The organism is Ralstonia sp. UNC404CL21Col (assembly GCF_000620465.1).
Lineage (GTDB): Bacteria > Pseudomonadota > Gammaproteobacteria > Burkholderiales > Burkholderiaceae > Ralstonia > Ralstonia flatus.
The window spans coordinates 1,044,889-1,064,084 of sequence record NZ_JIBE01000004.1 but is presented as its reverse complement, the minus strand read 5'-3'; the positions used below and the strand labels follow the sequence as shown (position 1 = coordinate 1,064,084).

Below are 19,196 nucleotides of genomic sequence, written 5' to 3'. Positions count from 1 at the left end.
CCCATTCTGGAGCCGCCATGATTGCCCGCACGCTGTTCGACGCTGAACACGACGCCTTCCGTGAATCCGTCCGCCGCTTTATCGACGCCGAAGTCCTGCCCCACCACGAGCGCTGGGAGGACCAGGGCTACGTCGACCGCGCCATCTGGGAAAAGGCGGCCGCCGCCGGCTACCACTGCGCCAGCATGCCCGAGGCCTACGGCGGCGCGGGTGCCGACATCCGCTACAGCACCGTGCTGATCGAAGAGATTGCCCGCGCGGGTGCCACGGGCCTGGGCTTCGGCCTGCACTCGGAAATCGTCGCGCCGTATCTGCTGCACTACGGCAGCGAGGCGCTGAAACAGCACTACCTGCCCAAGCTGGCGAGCGCAGAGATGATCGGCGCGATTGCCATGACCGAGCCTGGAGCCGGCTCCGACCTGCAAGGCGTGCGCACCACCGCCACGCGGAGCAGCGACGGCAGCCACTACGTGCTCAACGGCTCAAAGATCTTCATCACCAACGGCTGGCACGCAGATGTGGTGATCGTCGTGGCGCGTACCACGCCGGAGGGCGGCGCCAAGGGCACGAGCCTCTTTGTCGTCGACACCACCATGGAGGGCTTCAGCAAAGGCAAGCGCCTGAAGAAGGTCGGCATGAAGGCGCAGGACACCGCGGAGCTGTTCTTCGACAACGTGCGCGTGCCTGCCGCGAACCTGCTCGGCGAGGAACATCGCGGTTTTGCCTACCTGATGCAGGAACTGCCGTGGGAGCGCCTGCAGATCGCCATCGGTGCCATCGCTTCGGCCGAGGGCGCGCTTGATTGGACGCTGCGCTACGTGCGCGAGCGCCAGGCCTTCGGCAAATCCATCCTCGATTTTCAGACCGCGCGCCACACGCTGGCAGAACTGAAAACCGAAGTGCAGATCGGCCGTGTGTTCGTCGACCAGTGCATCGCGCTCAAGCTGGCTGGAAAGCTCGATGCCGCCACCGCATCGATGGCCAAGTACTGGACCACCGACCTGCAATTCAAGGTGATGGACCGCTGCGTGCAGCTGCACGGCGGCTATGGCTACATGTGGGAATACCCCATCGCCCGCGCGTGGGCCGATTCGCGCGTGCAGCAGATCTACGGCGGCACCAACGAGATCATGAAAGAACTGATCGCCCGCACCCTTTAACGAGCCCGACCTTCAGGACGCAACGCTATGGAAGCCTATATCTACGACGCCGTTCGCACCCCGCGCGGCAAGGGCAAGAAGGACGGCAGCCTGCACGGTGTCACGCCGCTGCGCCTGGCCGCAACCGCACTGCGCGCCATCCGCGATCGTAATCAGCTCGACACGGCATTGGTGGACGACGTCGTGCTCGGTTGTGTGGAACCGGTGGGCGAACAAGGCGCGTGCATCGGCCGCGTAGCAGTCCTGTCCGCCGGCTATGCCGAGACGACGGCCGGCGTGCAGATCAACCGCTTCTGCGCGTCGGGCCTGGAGGCCTGCAACATGGCCGCTGCGCAGGTGATGGCCGGGCAGAGCGACTTTGCCATCGGCGGCGGCGTGGAGAGCATGTCGCGCGTGCCGATGGGTGCCAGCGGCGGCGCATGGCCTGTGGACCCGGCCGCGGCCATCCCGCTGTACTTCGTGCCGCAAGGCGTGTCGGCCGACACCATCGCCACCAAGTGGGGCTACAGCCGCCATGACGTCGACGCCTACGCCGCCGAGAGCCACCGCCGCGCGCATGCGGCCAGCACGGCTGGTTGGTTCACAGGTTCGATCGTGCCGGTGCGCGACCAGAACGGCCTGACCATCCTCGACCGCGACGAGATGATCCGCCCGCAGACCACCGTCGACACACTCGCGCAGCTCAAACCCTCGTTTGCGGAATTGGGCGAGCAATACGGCTTTGACGCCGTGATCCGCCAGCGCTATCCCGAACTCGAACGCATCGAACACGTGCATCACGCGGGCAACAGCTCCGGCATCGTCGATGGCGCCGCAGCCGTGCTGATCGGCAGCCGCGAGGCCGGCAAGCGCGCGGGCCTCAAACCGCGTGCGCGCATCCGCAGCTTTGCGAGCATCGGCTCGGAGCCGTCGATCATGTTGACCGGCCCTTCGTACGCGGCCGAGAAGGCACTCAAGCGCGCCGGCATGTCGGCGGCCGACATCGACCTGTACGAACTGAACGAAGCCTTCGCCTCCGTCGTGCTGCGCTTCATGGAGGTGCTGGCCGTGCCGCATGACCGCATCAACGTCAACGGCGGCGCCATTGCGATGGGCCATCCGCTCGGCGCCACGGGCGCCATGATTCTCGGCACGCTGCTCGACGAGCTTGAAAGGCGTGGCGCGAGCACGGGGCTGGCCACGTTGTGCGTCGGCGCCGGCATGGGCACCGCCACCATCATCGAACGCGTTTAAGGAGCGTGCTGACATGATCGACATCACCATCGACACCGACGGCATCGCCACGCTCACGTGGGACCAGCCGGGCCGTGCACAGAACGTGCTCAACGGCGAAACCTGCGCCGCTTTCTTTGCCGCCATCGACCGCGTATGCGCCGATGCCAGCGTCAAGGGCATTCTCGTCACCTCAGCCAAGGCCGATTTCATTGCCGGCGGCGACCTCGAATGGCTGCAGGCCAGCGACGACGCCGCCACGTTGTTTGAACGCACGTGCGAACTGCACCGCATGCTGCGCAAGCTGGAAACGTGCGGCAAGCCGGTGGCCGCTGCGCTGCCGGGCTCGACGCTGGGCGGCGGGCTGGAGATTGCGCTGGCCTGCCACTACCGCGTGGCCGCCGACAACGCCCGCGCGCGCTTCGGCCTGCCCGAAGTCACGCTCGGCCTTTTGCCGGGCGGCGGCGGCACGCAGCGTCTGCCGCGCTTGATTGGCGTGCAGAAGGCGCTGCCGATGCTGCTTGAAGGCAAGCGCATCAAGGCGGCAGACGCGCTCAAGCTCGGCATTCTCGATGCGGTCGTCAATGCAGGCGAAGAAGCCGATGCCGCGCGCACGTGGCTGCTCGGCGAAGGCCAGACCCGCGCGCAGCAACCGTGGGACATCAAGGGCTACAAGGTGCCCGGCGGCGGCATCGCCAGCCCCGCCGTGCAGCAGCTCTTCACGGCGGCCAACGCCATGCTGCGGCAGAAAACCTATGGCAACTATCCGGCCGCGGCGAGCATTCTGTCGTGCGTGTATGAAGGGCTCATCACCGATCTCGATACGGGCCTCAAGACCGAGGCGCGCTACTTCGTGCAGGCGGTGCTGTCGCCGGAGGCACGGGCGATGATCCGGACCCTCTTCTTCAGCCTGAACGCCGCCAACAAACTGGCCGCACGCCCCGCCGATGTGCCTGCGCGGCGCTACGCCAAGATCGGCGTGCTGGGCGCCGGCATGATGGGCGCCGGCATCGCCTACGTCACCGCCAAGGCAGGGTTGCCCGTCGTGCTGCTCGACACCACGCAAGAAGCCGCCGAACGCGGCAAGGACTATTCACGCAAGCTCGTCGAGAAGCAGGTACAGCGCGGCCGTCTGCATGCTGACGAAGCTGAAGCGCTGCTCGCGCGCATCCAGCCGACCACGTCCTACGCCGACCTGGACGACGCGGGGCTCGTCGTTGAAGCCGTGTTCGAGCAGCGCGACATCAAGGCCGACGTTACGCGCCAGGCCGAAGCGGTGCTATCGCCCGATGCCATCTTCGCGTCCAACACATCGACGCTGCCGATCACGGGGCTCGCCGAAGCAAGCCAGCGCCCAGGCAACTTCATCGGGCTGCATTTCTTTTCGCCGGTCGACAAGATGCCGCTGGTGGAGGTGATCGTGGCACGGCAGACCACGCGGGCGACGCTTGCGCAGGCGCTCGATTACGTCAAGGCCATCGGCATGACGCCCATCGTCGTGAATGACAGCCGCGGCTTTTATACGAGCCGCGTGTTTTCGACCTACGTGCTCGAAGGCTTGGCGATGCTCGCCGAAGGCGTGGCGCCTGCGCTGATCGAAAACGCAGGGCTGCTGGCCGGCATGCCGGTGGGGCCGCTTGCGTTGATCGACGAGGTTTCGAGCGAACTGATCCACAAGGTCAACCAGCAGACCCGCGCCGACCTTGGCGTTGCCTACATCGAGCGCCCGGGCGAAGCCGTGGCCGAGCGCATGGTGGTGCTGGGCCGCATCGGCCGCAAGGCGGGCCGCGGCTTCTACGACTATCCGGAAGGCGGCAAGAAGATGCTGTGGCCCGGGCTGGCGACCGAATACCCCAGCGCCGCCGCGCAGCCCGACGTGCAGACGCTGGTCGACCGCCTCATCACCGTGCAGGCCGTGGAAACCGCACGTTGCCTGGATGAACGCGTGGTGACCGATCCGCGCGATGCCGATGTGGGGGCGCTGCTCGGCTGGGGGTTTCCGGCATTCCGCGGTGGGCCGGTGTCGCACATCCAGCGGGTGGGGATCAGCGCATTTGTCGAGCAGTGCGATCGCCTGGCTGCGCAGCACGGCCGCCGCTTCGCGCCGCCAGCCCTGCTGCGCGACATGGCAGACAAACACGTCGCGTTTTACGAACGCTAAACCTGGGCCGTCGGGCGAACGCACCGCGTGCGGCGCAACGCTTTCTGCAGGCGTTGCGCCGCCCAAACCACAACCAAGGGTAAGTCCGGGGTCTGCCGCCCCCCAGCAAACGATTGCGCTCCAGTTGGCCTGCCTCGTCGGTCGGGTTCAGACACATGTGGTCCGCTCCGATATAGAGTGAGAGGCACATGACACTGCCGACACCGGACACGCCGCGCGCGTGCCCGAGACAACTCGACACGCAAACGCTGGAGTGCGGATGCCCGCGGAGCAATCAAAGGCCTCTTCTGATAGCACGACAGACAGCCCGCCGCGGCAAGGATGGCGGCGCGAACTGTTGTCGCCGCTCAACATCGGTGCCGTGGTGGCCCTGCTGTTCATCTGGTCGTTCACGTTTCATCAGCTCACCCAGGAACGCGACCGGCTGACGCGCGATGCCCAGGCGCGCACGCAGGTCGAAGCGCAGGCGTTTGGCGAGTACTCGCTGGGCAGCGCGCGGCGCGTGTCGGAATTCCTGCTCGATCTGCGCGCAAGCTGGCTGGCCGGTCGCGAAGTGTTCGAGCAGGTCATCCGCGAGCGGCAAGAAATTGTGCGCGACCTGACGTTCCAGGTGGCCGTGATCGACGAGAACGGGATGCTGCTCTATTCCAGCATCGGCCCCGTGACAGACCGCATCGACCTCAGCCAGCGCGAGCACTTTCGCGTGCACAAGGAATCGGGCGGCCGCGACGTGCTGTTCATCAGCGACCCGGTACAGGGCAAGGTCTCGAAAAAGTGGTCGATCCAGTTCACGCGGCCCATCCTCAAGGCCGGGCAGTTTGCCGGCGTGGTGGTCGTGTCGGTCAGCCCGGAACAATTCGCCAGCTTTGCCAACACGCTCGCGATCGGCAAGGACGGCGCGGCTACGATCATCCGCGAGTCCGGCCAGATCCTGGCCCGCGTGCCGAACCCGACCGCGGGTATCGAAAAGCCGCCGCGCCGCCGCCAGTTCAACCAGCCGGGCGCGCTGGAAACGGGCAGCTACCGCGTGGTGTCGGGCACCGATGGCGTCGAGCGCATCATCGGCTATCACCATGTTCCTGAAATCGGGCTGTACTTCCTGGTTGGGGAGTCGGTGGCCTCGGTGCTGGCACCTTACGACGGTTATCGACGCACCGCGCTGGTCGAGGCGGCCGCGTCCACGTTGCTGCTCGCCCTGCTGTATTTCACGCTCCGCTACCAGGGCGCCGAGCGCAGACGGCACCTTGAAGAGATGCGCCTGGCGTCCTTGGTGTATGCGTCGAGCAGCGAAGCGATGATGGTGACGACGCTCGACGGGCAGGTGGTCGACGTGAACCCGGCCTTTACCGTCACCACGGGCTATACGGCGCAGGAATTCAAGGGCCAATCCAGCGACGCCATCCGCTCCGAATGCAATGACGGCGCCGTGATCGACGCCATGCGCGAGGGCGTCTCAACCCGGGGCTCGTGGAGCGGCGAATACCTGATCCGCCGCAAGGACGGCAGCGAGTTCCCCGCGCTGCTCACCGTCGACACCTTTGCCGACAGCGCGCTGGGCGAGCCGCGCCGCGTTGCGCTCATCCACGACATGACAGAGAAGAAGCGCGCCGAAGAGGTCATCTGGCGGCAGGCCAACTTCGACACGCTCACCGAGCTGCCGAACCGGCACATGTTCTACAACCGCCTGCGCCAGGAGATCGCGCGAGCGCGCCAGGCGTCGACGCAACTGGCGCTGCTGTTCATTGATCTGGACCGCTTCAAGGAAGTGAACGACACGCTCGGCCACGACCAGGGCGACGTCCTGCTGAAGGAAATCGCGCGACGCATCTCGGCCATCGTGCGCGGCACCGATACGGTCGCGCGGCTGGCGGGCGACGAGTTCACGATCATCCTGCCCGAACTGCCCGATGCCGGAGCGGCCACGCCCATCATCCGCGCGCTGCTCGCACGCATTGCGGCGCCGTTGCAGCTTGGCGAAGAAAGCGTGGAAGTGTCGGCCAGCATTGGCGTGGCGCTGTACCCGCGCGACGCCGACAGCGCGGAATCGTTGCTCGTGCGCGCGGACCAGGCCATGTTTGCGGCGAAGAGCGCGGGGCGCAATCAGTGGGCCGTCTTTACCCCGGCATTGCAGCGCGCCGAACAGGAACGCCTGCGCGTGACCAGCGATTTGCGCGTCGCGCTCACGCAGGGCCAGCTTGCGGTGCACTATCAGCCGATCGTCGATCTGTTGACGGGCAAGGTGCGCAAGGCAGAGGCGCTGATCCGCTGGACGCACCCTGTGCGGGGCGAGATCGATCCGGCGGATTTCATTCCGGTGGCCGAAGACAGCGGGCTCATCGTCGAAATCGGCAAGTGGGTGCTGAACCAGGCGCTGGATCAGCTCGTGCAGTGGCATGCCAGGCTCGACAACACGCTGCAGGTGTCGGTCAACAAATCGCCGCTGGAGTTTCGCGCGCACCTGTCGAGCACCGAGTCCTGGCCAAAGGTGATCGAGCGCCGGGGGCTTCCGCCGCACAGCCTGGTCGTTGAAATTACCGAAGGCTCGTTGATGGCGGACAGCGACGAGGTGGTCGAGCATCTGCACGAGTTCAGGCGCGCGGGTGTCGACATCGCACTCGACGATTTCGGCACGGGCTATTCGTCACTGTCGTATCTCAAGCGCTTCGACATCAACTACATCAAGATCGATCAGTCTTTCGTCCGCAGCCTCGCACACGACCCGAAGGACATCGCGCTGTGCAGCGCCATCGTCAGCATGGCCCACGCGCTACACATCAAGGTGATTGCGGAGGGCATCGAAACCGAGGAGCAGAAGGCGATCCTGGTGGCGGCAGGTTGCGATTACGGCCAGGGCCACCTCTTCTGCCCGCCGGTGCCGCCTGCTGCGTTTGAAGCCTTTGTGGTCAACGGGCAGCTTGCGGAAACCTAAGCGGCGCGGTGCGGGCCGATTCGGTCATTCGCAGGCCGTCACAGTGGCGGTCATCCCCCCGACTAGAGACTGCGGGCCGCGCCTGCGCCTGCGCCTTCGCCAATCACCGCGCGGTTCTTGCCTTCGTGCTTGGCCTGATACAGCGCCAGGTCTGCGGCTTCGATGAGCGTCGTGGTCGGAACGTCGTGCACCGGCGTCACCACCGCGCCGCCGATACTGACCGTCACATATCCACCCGTGGACGAATGCATGTGCGGCACTTGCAGGGCCTCGATCGCGCTGCGGATCTTCTCGGCCAGCAGCGTCAAGCCCTCGGCGCTGTTGCCGGGCAGGACGACGGCAAATTCCTCGCCGCCGAAACGCGCCGCCAGATCGCCGGGTCGGCCCAGGCACGCTTCCACCGTGCTGCCGATGCGCTTGAGCACCTCGTCTCCGGCCACGTGGCCGTAGGTGTCGTTATAGAGCTTGAAGTTGTCGACATCGATCATGAGGAACGAGAGCGTTGTGCCCTCGCGTGCGCCGCGCCGCCATTCCGCGCTCAGGTATTCGTCGAGGTAGCGGCGATTGGCCAGCCCTGTCAGGCCATCGGAATTCGTCAGGCGGCGCAGCTCGAGATTGGCCTCCAGCAACTGCTGCTGCGACTGGCGCAGCGCACGGTAGGCCTCGTCGCGCTGCAGCAGGTTGACGAACGAGCGCGAGTGATAGCGGATACGCGCCAGCAGTTCGATGCGGTCCGGCAGCTTGACGAGGTAGTCGTTGGCACCGGCGGCAAACGCGGCGCTCTTGATGACCGGCTCTTCCTTGGTCGACAGCACGATGATGGGCACGTCGCGCAGCACCGGATTCGCACGGTAGTCGCGCACCAGCGTCAGGCCGTCGGTGCCGGGCATCACCAGGTCTTGCAGGATGACGGTAGGGCGGGTCTGGATGGCGGCGATCATCGCCTCGTCCGAGCGCGCGCAGTAGTGGAAATCGATGCGGTCTTCACCGGCCAGGGCCTGACGAATGGCCTCGGCCACGATGGCCTGATCGTCCACCAGCAGCACCATCACCGGAACATCGGCGGCGGCCGGCGTACGCAGCAGCGCCCGTGCGGCTTCCAGTGCCGCTTCCGCTGCGGGGATGGGCTTGGTTTCGTCCGGACCGTCCGGATCGTCCGGCATCTCGGTTGGGTGGTTGGTCATGTGATGCTCCCCGTTTCTGGTTATGTATGTGTGATGGCCCGTGCGTGCTTCATGCGCGCACGAGCGTGATGAGTTCGTCGGCGATGCGGTCGAGCGGCAGGATGGCGCGCGCCGCATCGAGCGCGGCCGCCGCCTTGGGCATGCCGTACACCGCGCTGGTCGCCGCGTCCTGCGCGATGGTGTGATAACCCTTGGCGCGCATGGCCTTGAGGCCGATGGCGCCGTCGCGGCCCATGCCCGTAAGCAGCACGCCGATGGCGTTGCCCCGCCAGTGCTCGACCACGCTGTGGAAGAACACATCCACCGACGGCCGATACGGCGTGCCGGCCGGCTCCGGCGTGTAGCCGAAGGTGCCGCCGGGCAGCACATGCATGTGGTCGTTGGTGGCTGCGAGCAGCACCTCGCCCGCACGTGGCCGGTCACCTTCCGCGGCCACGCGCACCGTCAGCGCAGTCTGGCCGTTCAGCCATTCGGCCATCCCCGCTGCGAACGCCTGGTCAACGTGCTGGATCACGGCAATGCCCGCCGCAAAGTCGGCCGGCAGCTTGCCCAGCACGGTCGCCAGCGCCGTGGGCCCGCCGGCAGAAGCGCCGATGGCCACCAGCGGCACCGCGCCGTCGCGCCCCGGCGTACCAATGCGCGGCCGCGGCGCAACGGGCTTTTCCAGCAGGCGGCCAATCTGGTCGATCTTGGTCAGCAACGGGTGGTTGGCATCGGCATCCGGGCCGCCCAGCGTGGGCGTATCCACGGCATCGAGCGCCCCGGCGCCCATCGCCTCGTACACGCGCCACGCGTTGGCGCCCACGCTGCTGGTCACCACCAGGATCGCGCACGGGTTGCGCGACGCCATGATGCGGCGGGTCGCTTCCACGCCGTCAAAGCGCGGCATGATCAGGTCCATCAGCACCACGTCAGGCGGTTGCGCGGCGCAGAACTCCACCGCCTGCGCCCCGTCGGTCGCCACCCACAGCACGCGGTGCTCGGGCCTGCGCGCGACCGTCCGACGCATGGCTTCCACCGCCAGCGGCATATCGTTGACGATGCCGATATTCATGTCCGCGCTTCTCCAATCAGGTCGCGCACTGCGTCGAGCAGCGCTTCATCGTGGAAACTGCCTTTGGCGAGGTAGTAGTCCGCGCCGGCATCCAGGCCACGGCGGCGGTCTTCCTCGCGGTCCTTGTACGACACCACCATCACCGGCAGCGTTTTGAGCGCAGCGTCGCGCTTGATGAGCGTGACCAGCTCGATGCCGTCCATGCGCGGCATGTCGATGTCGGTCACGACGAGGTCGAAGTCGGCGCCGCGCAAGGCGTTCCAACCGTCCATGCCATCCACCGCCACGGTGACCGCATAGCCGCGCTTTTCCAGCAGCTTGCGCTCCAGCTCGCGCACCGTCAGCGAATCGTCCACCACCAGCACGTGCTTGCGCTGCTGCACGGCCACGCCCTGCGCGCGTTGCACCTTGTCGAGCTGGCCTCCGCGGACGAGCTTGTCGACCGAACGCAGCAGATCGTCCACATCGACGATCAGCACCGCGTCGCCGTTCTCCATCAATGCACCGGCGGCGATGTCGCGCACCTTGCCCAGCCGCGCATCCAGCGGCTGGACCACCAGCATGCGTTCCCCGAGGAAGCGATCGACGGCAATGCCGTAGGTTTCGGCGCCTTCGCCAATGACCACCACCGGCACGCTGTCGCGCGCTTCGCCCGGCGGCTGCGTGCCGAGCAACTGATGCGCCGTCACCAAACCCACCGGGCGGCCTTCGAAGCTGAAATGCTGCTGCCCTTCGAGCATGTCGATCTCGGAGCGGGCCAGCTCGAGCGTGCGCCGCACGTAAGCCAGCGGAAACGCATAGGCCTCGCCGCCCACATCCACCAGCAGGCTGCGGATGACGGACAGCGTGAGCGGCAACTGCAGCATGAAGCGCGTGCCGCGCCCCGGCTCGTTGTGGATGCGAACAGTGCCGCGCACCGCCTTGACCATCTCGTGCACGGCATCGAGCCCGACGCCGCGGCCGGACACATCCGTCACCTGCTCACGCATCGAGAAGCCGGGCAGCAGGAGGAAATCAAGCAACTCGTGATCCGACAGGCGGCTTGCGGTATCGACATCGGACAGGCCGCGCCGCACCACCGCCGCACGCACCGCTTCCAGGTCGATGCCGGCGCCATCATCCGCCACGGTAATCAGCAGCTTGCCGGCGCTGTGCCGCGCTTCCAGCGTAATGGCGGCTTCCGCCGGCTTGCCCTGCGCCTCACGGGCCTGCGGCGCTTCCACACCATGGTCGACGGCGTTGCGCAGCAGGTGGCCCAGCGGGGCGTCAAGCATGTCGAGGATGTCGCGGTCGACCTGCGTGGCCTCGCCGACGATGTTGAAGCGCACATGCTTGCCCAGGGAGCGCGCGAGGTCGCGCACCACACGCGGATAGGCGTGTGTGGCGTCCCCGAAGGGCCGCATCCGGCATTGCAGGGCCTCGTCGTACAACTGCTGCGCAAGATGCGTGCTGCGCCGGTCGAACCGGTCAAGATCGTCGATATGCTCGCCCAGCGTCTGTTGCATGTGGCCGAGCATCTGGCGCACGTCGTTGAGTGCCGCGTGCGTGTCGGCGTCGGCATGCCGGTCGAGCCGTTCGACCAGCGTTTCGTAGAGCGCATCGAGCGCCAGCGCGGCCGCGCGGTGGCTGCGTTTGACGCGCAGCATCGACTCGCCGAACGGTTTGAGCCAGCGGGACTCGACCAGCGATTCGCCCGACAGGCTGAGCAGACGGTCGAGGTTGTCGGCACGCACGCGCAGCATGCGGTGCGGATCGCGCGTGGTGCCGATGGGTGCACGATGCGGTGCAGGCGCGGCGGGCTCGGGCGCCGGCACGGGCGGAGCCGACAAGGCGGCCACCTCGGCGTTCAACAACGCCATCGCAGCCTTCATCGTGGCGTCTTCTGCGGCCGCGTCAGGGTCGGCAAACGTTGTAGCGGCGGGCGCAGCGGCGGCACGCTCCGGCGCGGAAAACGCAGCCAGCACGGCCTCCACTTCGGCGCGCGGCAGCTGACCTGCGGTGCCGGGCTGGCCGACGCGCAGCAACAGATCCGTGCCGCGCAACAGCACGTCGATATGCGCGGCGGTCAGCACGAGCGTGGCGCGCTGTGCTGCCACGAACCACTCCTCCATGCGGTGCGCAACGTCCACACCGTCCTGCAGGCCAACGATGCGCGCGGCGCCCTTGAGCGAATGTGCGGCGCGCATGCAGGCTTCCAGCGCCGCGGCATCGGTGGGCGCACGCTCCAGTGTCAGCAAGCCGGTGGAAAGCACACGCGTCTGCGTCTGCGCCTCCTCATGGAACAGGGCCAGCAGCGATTGGCGTCCCAGATCGTCATCCACGCTCATCGCAGGCTCCGGGCAATCGAATCGAACACGCGATCGGTGTCGAGCAGGCCAATGGTGACATCGCGCCACGCCAGCACGCCGCGTGCGTGGGCCGTGGTGGCGTGCGTGAGTGTGGACGGCACCGGCAGCAGCGCAGTGGCCGGAAAGCGCAGCACGCCCTCCACCTCGTCCACAGGAAAGACGGCGGGCTCGTCGTTGTGCGCAGCCACAAGCAGCCGCGCGTAGCCGTTGCGCCCGGCGTACTTGTTGCCCGTGCGATCCAGCCCCAGCAGCTCGCCCAGCGACACCGCCACCGTCAGCGCCCCGCGAATGTTCACCAGCCCCAGCACCACCCGGTTACGCCGATGCGGCAACGTGTGGATGGCGCGCGGCGTATCGATCTGCCGCAGCGCCGCAGCCGGCAGCGCGAGCCATTCGTCGGCGATGCGGAAAACAAGCACGGCCAGCTCCGCGCCCGCGTGCTCCAGCGCACGCAGCGGCACGGCCGTGCGATGCGCCTGCGCGGCGGCTTCCAGGTCGGCGTCGCTCAGTGCGCGATCGAGCAGCGCCGCGGCCCCCTCTTCAAAGATGGGGCAATTCAGGCAGCGCGAATACTCGGCCAGGCGCGGGCAGGATTGATCGCCGCGCGTGCCGATGCGGTTCCAGCAGTCATCAACGAGCGTGGTGACGCCCGCGTGGTCATGGACGGCGTGCGCCATGCGTTCCTCGTGTGTGCTCCGGTGTTCCGGATTCGGATGATGCGGAAGGTGTCTTGCCCTGACGCGCCAGCGCGCGCTCCGCACGCAGCATCAGCTGGCGTGCAGCCACGGTATCGCCGGCCACGTCGAGCAGCGCGGCAAGATGGGTCAGCGCTTCGTAGTGGGCAGGTTCCAGGTACAGCGCCTTGCGGTAGAAATCGCCGGCATCGGCATGGCGGCCGCGCGCATCGGCAATCAGGCCGAGCAGGTAGAACGTATCGGCTTCGGGCGCGCGCAGGTTGGCGATCTCCAGCGCCACGCGCTCGGCTTCGTCAAGATTGCCGGCGTCGGCCAACCGCCGCGCTTCCGCCACCGTGGGCGGCTCACCCAGCACGGCTTCAATCTCGGGAATGGTGCGCAGTACGGGGCGTGCCAACGGGTGCGCCAGCGGGCGTGTCGCGAGGCTGGGCGCCGGGCTAGGCCGGGATGGGGCGGGCACGCGCGCCGCCACGGGCCGCACCGGCACCGACGGCAACGCCACGCCGGGCAGCCCGACCGCGGAAGCGGCGGTCTCCGGCGGCAACGGCAAACGGAACGGCAGGGACGCCCGCGCACCGGTCTCTCCCGCAGCCGTGCGCTGAAATGCAAACGCCAGCGGAATCCGCGCTGAAGTCATGGCATGGCGCATCATCAGGCCCGTTTCAGCGGGGCCTACGAAGATCATGCCGTCTTCCGCCAGTTGCGAATCGAGCCGGCGAATCGCCTGGTCCTGCGCATCGCGGTGGAAGTAGATCAGCACGTTGCGGCAGAAGATGAAGTCGTAGCGCGTGTCGTCGGCCGGCGCGTCGGACAGATTGCCTTGGGCAAAGCGCACCAGCCCGCGCACGGTATCGCTCAATTGCCAGCCGCCGGCGGCTTCAGTGAAATGCCGGTCACGGAAGGTCAGCGGATGCCCGCGGAAGGCATTGCGCCCGTACACCGCACGCCGGGCCTGTTCGATGGCGCGCGTGCTGATGTCGATCGCATCGATGGTGAAGCGGGCGGGGTCGATGCCGGCATCGAGCAACGCCATCGCTGCGGAATACGGCTCTTCGCCGGTCGAGCACGGCGCGCTCAGGATGCGCAGGACGCGCATCGGCTCGCGCGCAAGTTTTTCGCCCACCACGCGGGCCAGCGTGACAAAGGCCTCGCGGTCTCGGAAGAACCACGTCTCGGGCACCACCAGCGCCTCGATCAGGGCCTGCCGTTCGTCGGGCGCGGTGTTCAGGCGCAGCCAGTACGCGTCGAGCGCTGCGGCATCCACCGCGTCCACCGTGTCGGGCATACCGCGCGCGGCCAGCATGGCGCGCGTGCGGTCCAGCACAGCGCGCTCCAGCGCGTTCGTGCCGAGCGACGGCGCGTCAATGCCGGTCTCATGTGAGAGCCAGGCTTCAAAGCGGGGGTCGACGGCCACCATGATGCTCAGCCGACGGCTGCCGGAAACAGCAGCGCACGCACGTGCGCGTCCAGCATCGCCTCGGTATCCACGCGTTGCACGAGACCATCGTCCAGGCTTGCCACGGGGCCGAGCCAGCGTGCGTTGGGCGTCGCGACACCGCTGTCGGCAAAGCGCGCATCGTCGATGCGGCGTGTGTGCGTTGCATGCTCGAGCATCAGGCCGAGGAGCGGTGCGTCGTCACCCCGGACCTCGGCTTCATAGCGCACCAGCGCCAGACGCGTGGAGCGCAGCGGCCGTGCCGGCCGGCCCAACGCAAGTTGCGGCAAGTCGATCACCGGCACAGGCGAGCCATGCCGCTCGATCACGCCCGCCACCCACGCAGGCGCACCCGGAATCGACTTGGTGGCGGCCAGCGGCAGCACTTCAGCAATCTGCGCCACGTTCAGCGCATAGCGGTCGCCATCGAGTTGGAACAGGAGGTAAAGCATGGCGATTCTCGCTACGGCAAAAACACTTCAATGCGCACGCGCGTCGGATCAGGCTTCGATCTTGAAGCGCGACACGCCGGTACGAAGCTGGTTGGCCACCAGCGTCAGGTCATCAATGGCCTGCGACGACTGGCGCAGCGATTCCGCCGTCTGCTGCGCGGCTTCCGACAACTGCGACAGCGCCTGCGTAATCTGCTCGGCGCCGGTGGCCTGCGTCTGCATGCCTTCGTTCACCATCTGGAAGCGCGGTGCCAGCGTCTGCACTTCGGTAATGATCTGCGAGAGCTGCGTGCCGACCTGCTGCACGTCGCGCATGCCGCGCCGCACCTCTTCCGAGAACTTGTCCATGCCCATCACGCCGGCGGATACGGCCGATTGGATTTCCTTGACCGTCTGTTCGATGTCGTACGTGGCCACCGCTGTCTGGTCGGCCAGCCGGCGGATTTCCGTGGCGACCACCGCAAAGCCGCGGCCGTACTCGCCGGCCTTCTCGGCCTCGATGGCGGCGTTGAGCGACAGCAGGTTGGTCTGGTCGGCCACCTTGGTGATGGTGGAGACCACCTGGTTGATGTTGGTCGCTTTCTCGTTGAGGATGGCCAGCTTGGCGTTGACCGAACCCGCCGCTTCCATCACGCCGCGCATGGTGTCTTCCATGCGGGTCAGGCCGCTCTGGCTGGCGCCGGCCAGGGTGGCCGACTGCTCGGCCACGCTCGATACCTCGTTCATGGTGCGCAACAGGTCGCGGGAGGTGGCAAAGATCTCGCGCGACGTTGCGCCGATCTCGGTGGTGGTCGCGGCCGTTTCGGCGGCGGTGGCTTGCTGCTCCTTGGAGGTCGCGGCAATCTCGGCCACGGACGTCGTCACCTGCAGCGAAGATTTCTGCGCTTGCGATACCAGGCTCGCCAGCTCTTCGGCCATGCGGTTGAAGCCTTCTTCCAGCGTGCCGAATTCATCGTTGCGGCGCAGGTCGAGCCGGCCAGACAGGTTGCCGGTACGCATGTCGTCGTGCGCATCCACTACACGCGCCATCGGCACCGTGATGGCCTTGAACAGCGCATAGCCCAACACCAGCGCGGCAAGCAGCACCACGCCCAGCGCCACGGCCAGTGTGATCTCGGTGCTTTGCACGGACGCACGGATCTGGCGGGCCGACTCGTCGGCCACGGCCCGGTTGTCGGCAACGAGCTTGTCGGCCAGCGCCGTGGCTTCCTCCCAGACCGGCACGGCGCGCCGGGCGACGGCCTGCGCTGCCGGCTTGGACGTACGGGCGAGCTGCATGGCCTCGTTGAACATCGGCAGGTACTTGTCGACGACTGCCCGATAGACGCGGAAGCGCTGGCGGTCGTCGTCGCGGTAGATGGTGCTTTCGTAGTCGGCCGAATGCTTGTCGAGGTCACGCACGAGTTGTGCGGCGCGCTCCAAATCGCGATTGGCAAGCTCGGGGTCGGCATCCACGAACAGCGCGCGCTCCAGCATCGCGTGGCTGTTGCGCGTGGTGGCCCGCAGCGATGTCGACAGATACAGCCCCGGCACGGAATCGCGCTCGAGGCTCAGGGCTTCCTGATCGATCGCGCGCAGGCGGTTGTAGGAAACCACGGCCATGATCACCATCAGCACGAACAGCATGCCGAAGCTGAAGACGATGCGGTTGCCAAGGGAAAAACGGCCGCCGCGAAGCATGCCTGACAGGGTTGCGTTGCTGATGCGGGGCGTCGCAGAGACCATGTTTGAAACCTACAAGAAGCCAAAAGAGAAGACAGCGGCGAGAAAGTCCTGGAAGGGGCGCAAAGCCGCCACACAGAACTGTTTGGAATGGTAAAGGAACGTATCGGTCACCGGAACCGAAACCTTTGTGATTTGGCGCCAATACGAGGGTAAGCCCGTGCCCGGTCAATATCAAAGCGCGGCCCGTTGAGCACGTGCGCGCACACGCAAGCCGCCCGCTGTCCGGACTCAATCGCCGCGCACGGCCCGCGCAAACGCTTGCGCCACATCGGCAGACGCATCGGTGATGGCCCAGTAGCCCATGCCTGCGCTGCGCCAGACGACAAGCTGATAGCCGCGTTCGGTACGTACCGCCGGCTCGGTGTCGCTGCCGGCCTCAGGGCGTACGTACAAGTCGACGGGATGCTGCGACGCGCGGTAGACCAGCACCGCAACCGGACGCCCGTCGATGTAATCGAGCCGTCCGCCGATCAGCGGGAAACCGCGTGCGGCAAGGTCGGTGACAGGCGGCGCGTAGTCGATACGGCCGTTGAACCACGGCTTGACGGTATGACGATCCGATGACACGACATCAGTCTCGCGCGCACCCAGCAGCGCCCGCACATGGCTGGCCGTGATGTCGTGCGCGGTGAGCGCCGCCGTATCGGGCCGCCCGACGAGAACGCCCACCCCGAGCGCCACCGCGGCCAGTGCGCCCGCCCCCAGACCAAGCCCACGGGATGGCGTGACCAGCCAGTGCGCCAGCCGCTGCCATGGCGATTCCGCCCGGCGCGGCGCGCGCGTGGCAGCGGGTTCGGGCCGCGCACCGGCTTCGGCCTGCACGGCGCGCAACACCCGCTCGTTCAAACCCGCCGGCGCCTTCATGTACAGCGCCGGCGCACGCAGCCCCTGGCGCAGCGCTCGCACCACGCCATCGTGGCGCGCTGCGATGTCGGTGCAAGCGGCACACGTGCCCAGATGCGTTTCCATGCGCAGGCTGTCGGCCGCACCGAGTTCGCCATCGGCGCGGGCGGCCAGCAGCGCGCGGATGTCGTCACAGTTCATGGCGGGCCTCCTTGGTGCTGTTTCCCATGCCGCCCGATGCGCGGATGGGCGTCACATTGGTGCGCGGTGGCGCGGTGTCTTCCGTCAATAGGCGTGCGAGCTGCTGCCGCGCACGTGCCAGCCGCGACATGACCGTGCCGATGGGCGCATCGACCACGGCGGCAATGTCGCGGTACGGCAGGTCCTCCAGTTCACGCAGCACAAGCACCTCGCGATACGGCACCGGCAATTGCGCCAGCGCGACATGGACGCGGCGCACATCGTCGATGCGGGCGAGCAGCGCGGCGGGGTCGATGCCGTAGCTGGCGCTGTCGTCGTGCGCCTGTCCTGCTGCTGCATCGTCGTCCCACGGCTGGGCTGGGGCCTGCTTGCGGCGCGCGCACTCCGAGAACCACGTGTTACGCACGATGGCCAGCAGCCACGGGCGGCCATCGCCGCCGCGAAACCCGCCGAATAGCCGGAATGCGCGCAGGCAGGCTTCCTGGACGATGTCGTCGGCGTCTTGCGCGTCGCCCGAAAGCCAGCGCGCCAGGTTGTAGGCGGCATCGACATGCGGCAACACCGCCTGCGCAAAGCGCTGCGCATCGGTGGGCAGATCGGGCGTGGGGTCCGGCAAGTCGGGCAGGTCGGGCATGGCGGCCTGGAGGCGGTTGACCTCCGTATACCTGGGTGCAATCCAGTTTATTCCCGCCCCAAAGAAATTTTGTGAAAACGCGAATCTCGTGGAATACGCCGGCACGCCGGCCGGTATGACAGGCAGGACCGGCGCTTCCTCCCTATCCAATTCCATCGCGCTGGGCCTTCCCAAACTCAGCCATCTATTGCAGGGGACATCCATGAGCAAGCAACCCGGACGACGCCAGTTCCTGCAACTGGCCGCGGTCGGCGGTCTGGTGTACGCATCCGGCCTGCCCGGCTGGCAGGCGATGGCGGCCACCACGCGCGCCGCCGGCGCCAAGCCAGACGATTTCTATTTCGTGCAGTTATCCGACACGCACTGGGGCTTCAAGGGCGCGCCCAACCCCGATTCGCAAGGCACGCTGCCCAAGGCGATTGCGGCGGTCAATGCGCTGTCGCCGGCGCCGGATTTCGTCATCTTTACGGGCGACCTCAGCCACATCAGCGACGACCCTGCCGAGCGCCGCAAGCGCCTGGCCGAGTTTCGCGACATTGCCGCGCGGATCAAGGTGCCGGTGGTGCATTACATGCCGGGCGAGCACGACGCCTCGCTCGACAACGGCGAGGCCTATATCGAACTCTTCGGCCGCACGCATTATTCGTTCGATCACAAGGGCGTGCACTTCATCGCCATCGACAACGTGTCGGACCCGTCGGCGCGCGTGGGCGATGCACAGCTCGCGTGGCTGGCGGCAGATGTGCGCTCCGTGCCGGCGCACACGCCCATCGTCGTGTTCACGCACCGGCCGCTGTTCGATCTGTACCCGCAATGGGACTGGGCCACGCGCGATGGCCAGCAGGTCATCGACTTGCTGATGCCGCACCCCAACGTGACGGTGTTCTACGGCCACATCCACCAGGAACATCACCACATGACCGGGCACATCGCGCACCACTCGGCGCGCTCGCTGATGTTCCCGCTGCCCGCACCGCCCGCGCCGGGCTCGCAGGCCAAACGCAACCCGATCCCTTGGGATGCCGCCGCACCGTATCGCGGCCTCGGCTGGCGCAGCATCGCGGAGCACGGCAAGCAGGACGCCGCCACCTGGGCGCTGGCCGAGCAGCCGATCCAACCCACCAGCGAAGCCACCGCCACCAAAACCCCGGAGACCACCTGAC

General features: G+C 67.1%; 14 protein-coding genes. 5 read left to right on the top strand and 9 right to left on the bottom strand.

All coding sequences use genetic code 11. From position 1 onward, the window contains the following. Positions 1–17: 17 nt before the first annotated feature. The 4 genes from N511_RS0112825 (at position 18) to N511_RS0112810 (ending at position 7,462) form a co-directional block, all read left to right on the top strand. Positions 18–1,160, top strand: coding sequence for an acyl-CoA dehydrogenase family protein (locus N511_RS0112825; protein WP_027679667.1), 1,143 nt, complete (start codon positions 18–20; stop codon positions 1,158–1,160). Between the two features lie 27 nt (positions 1,161–1,187). Further along, a complete protein-coding gene (locus N511_RS0112820; protein ID WP_027679666.1) occupies positions 1,188–2,393 on the top strand; it encodes an acetyl-CoA C-acetyltransferase in 1,206 nt (401 codons plus the stop codon). A gap of 13 nt (positions 2,394–2,406) precedes the next feature. Next, on the top strand, positions 2,407–4,533 hold the full coding sequence (locus tag N511_RS0112815) for a 3-hydroxyacyl-CoA dehydrogenase NAD-binding domain-containing protein (RefSeq protein WP_027679665.1): 2,127 nt from the start codon (positions 2,407–2,409) through the stop codon (positions 4,531–4,533). A gap of 259 nt (positions 4,534–4,792) precedes the next feature. Then, positions 4,793–7,462 carry a bifunctional diguanylate cyclase/phosphodiesterase gene (locus tag N511_RS0112810; protein ID WP_027679664.1) on the top strand — a complete coding sequence of 890 codons (2,670 nt, stop codon included), beginning with the start codon at positions 4,793–4,795 and terminating at the stop codon, positions 7,460–7,462. 62 nt (positions 7,463–7,524) lie between these two features. Here the strand turns inward: N511_RS0112810 and N511_RS0112805 are convergent, their stop codons facing one another. From N511_RS0112805 to N511_RS0112765, 9 genes are all read right to left on the bottom strand, one after another. Further along, positions 7,525–8,646, bottom strand: a complete 1,122-nt coding sequence (locus tag N511_RS0112805; protein ID WP_027679663.1) for a diguanylate cyclase domain-containing protein — start codon at positions 8,644–8,646, stop codon at positions 7,525–7,527. 49 nt (positions 8,647–8,695) lie between these two features. Continuing rightward, positions 8,696–9,700 (bottom strand): chemotaxis response regulator protein-glutamate methylesterase, encoded by a 1,005-nt coding sequence (locus N511_RS0112800; protein ID WP_027679662.1) that lies wholly within the window; start codon positions 9,698–9,700, stop codon positions 8,696–8,698. After that, positions 9,697–12,027 carry a hybrid sensor histidine kinase/response regulator gene (locus tag N511_RS0112795; RefSeq protein ID WP_027679661.1) on the bottom strand — a complete coding sequence of 777 codons (2,331 nt, stop codon included), beginning with the start codon at positions 12,025–12,027 and terminating at the stop codon, positions 9,697–9,699. Before N511_RS0112795 ends, N511_RS0112800 begins: the two co-directional genes overlap by 4 nt. After that, positions 12,024–12,725, bottom strand: a complete 702-nt coding sequence (locus N511_RS0112790) for a chemotaxis protein CheW (RefSeq protein WP_027679660.1) — start codon at positions 12,723–12,725, stop codon at positions 12,024–12,026. The genes N511_RS0112795 and N511_RS0112790 overlap by 4 nt, the downstream gene beginning before the upstream one ends. Beyond that, complete coding sequence (locus N511_RS0112785; protein WP_027679659.1) at positions 12,706–14,160, bottom strand: CheR family methyltransferase; 1,455 nt, start codon at positions 14,158–14,160, stop codon at positions 12,706–12,708. Before N511_RS0112785 ends, N511_RS0112790 begins: the two co-directional genes overlap by 20 nt. 5 nt (positions 14,161–14,165) lie before the next feature. Beyond that, the gene (locus N511_RS0112780) at positions 14,166–14,630 is read right to left on the bottom strand and encodes a chemotaxis protein CheW (protein ID WP_027679658.1); all 465 of its coding nucleotides are present in this window, start codon (positions 14,628–14,630) and stop codon (positions 14,166–14,168) included. Positions 14,631–14,678: 48 nt separating this feature from the next. Next, positions 14,679–16,355, bottom strand: coding sequence for a methyl-accepting chemotaxis protein (locus tag N511_RS0112775; protein WP_027679657.1), 1,677 nt, complete (start codon positions 16,353–16,355; stop codon positions 14,679–14,681). Between the two features lie 228 nt (positions 16,356–16,583). Further along, positions 16,584–17,399 carry an anti-sigma factor family protein gene (locus tag N511_RS0112770; RefSeq protein ID WP_027679656.1) on the bottom strand — a complete coding sequence of 272 codons (816 nt, stop codon included), beginning with the start codon at positions 17,397–17,399 and terminating at the stop codon, positions 16,584–16,586. After that, positions 17,389–18,024, bottom strand: a complete 636-nt coding sequence (locus N511_RS0112765) for an RNA polymerase sigma factor (protein ID WP_027679655.1) — start codon at positions 18,022–18,024, stop codon at positions 17,389–17,391. Before N511_RS0112765 ends, N511_RS0112770 begins: the two co-directional genes overlap by 11 nt. A gap of 211 nt (positions 18,025–18,235) precedes the next feature. On the opposite strand from N511_RS0112765, the gene N511_RS0112760 reads away from it, so the two are divergent. Further along, the gene (locus N511_RS0112760) at positions 18,236–19,195 is read left to right on the top strand and encodes a metallophosphoesterase family protein (RefSeq protein ID WP_027679654.1); all 960 of its coding nucleotides are present in this window, start codon (positions 18,236–18,238) and stop codon (positions 19,193–19,195) included. Position 19,196: the final 1 nt, after the last annotated feature.

Excerpts from the sequence above, each read along its gene's own strand:
- N511_RS0112800 (WP_027679662.1), bottom strand. The coding sequence starts at position 9,700 with ATGAATATCGGCATCGTCAACGATATGCCGCTGGCGGTGGAAGCCATG.
- N511_RS0112775 (WP_027679657.1), bottom strand. The coding sequence starts at position 16,355 with ATGGTCTCTGCGACGCCCCGCATCAGCAACGCAACCCTGTCAGGCATG.
- N511_RS0112780 (WP_027679658.1), bottom strand. The coding sequence starts at position 14,630 with ATGCTTTACCTCCTGTTCCAACTCGATGGCGACCGCTATGCGCTGAAC.
- N511_RS0112795 (WP_027679661.1), bottom strand. The coding sequence starts at position 12,027 with ATGAGCGTGGATGACGATCTGGGACGCCAATCGCTGCTGGCCCTGTTC.
- N511_RS0112805 (WP_027679663.1), bottom strand. The coding sequence starts at position 8,646 with ATGACCAACCACCCAACCGAGATGCCGGACGATCCGGACGGTCCGGAC.
- N511_RS0112785 (WP_027679659.1), bottom strand. The coding sequence starts at position 14,160 with ATGGTGGCCGTCGACCCCCGCTTTGAAGCCTGGCTCTCACATGAGACC.
- N511_RS0112760 (WP_027679654.1), top strand. The coding sequence starts at position 18,236 with ATGAGCAAGCAACCCGGACGACGCCAGTTCCTGCAACTGGCCGCGGTC.
- N511_RS0112825 (WP_027679667.1), top strand. The coding sequence starts at position 18 with ATGATTGCCCGCACGCTGTTCGACGCTGAACACGACGCCTTCCGTGAA.
- N511_RS0112790 (WP_027679660.1), bottom strand. The coding sequence starts at position 12,725 with ATGGCGCACGCCGTCCATGACCACGCGGGCGTCACCACGCTCGTTGAT.
- N511_RS0112810 (WP_027679664.1), top strand. The coding sequence starts at position 4,793 with ATGCCCGCGGAGCAATCAAAGGCCTCTTCTGATAGCACGACAGACAGC.
- N511_RS0112820 (WP_027679666.1), top strand. The coding sequence starts at position 1,188 with ATGGAAGCCTATATCTACGACGCCGTTCGCACCCCGCGCGGCAAGGGC.
- N511_RS0112770 (WP_027679656.1), bottom strand. The coding sequence starts at position 17,399 with ATGAACTGTGACGACATCCGCGCGCTGCTGGCCGCCCGCGCCGATGGC.
- N511_RS0112815 (WP_027679665.1), top strand. The coding sequence starts at position 2,407 with ATGATCGACATCACCATCGACACCGACGGCATCGCCACGCTCACGTGG.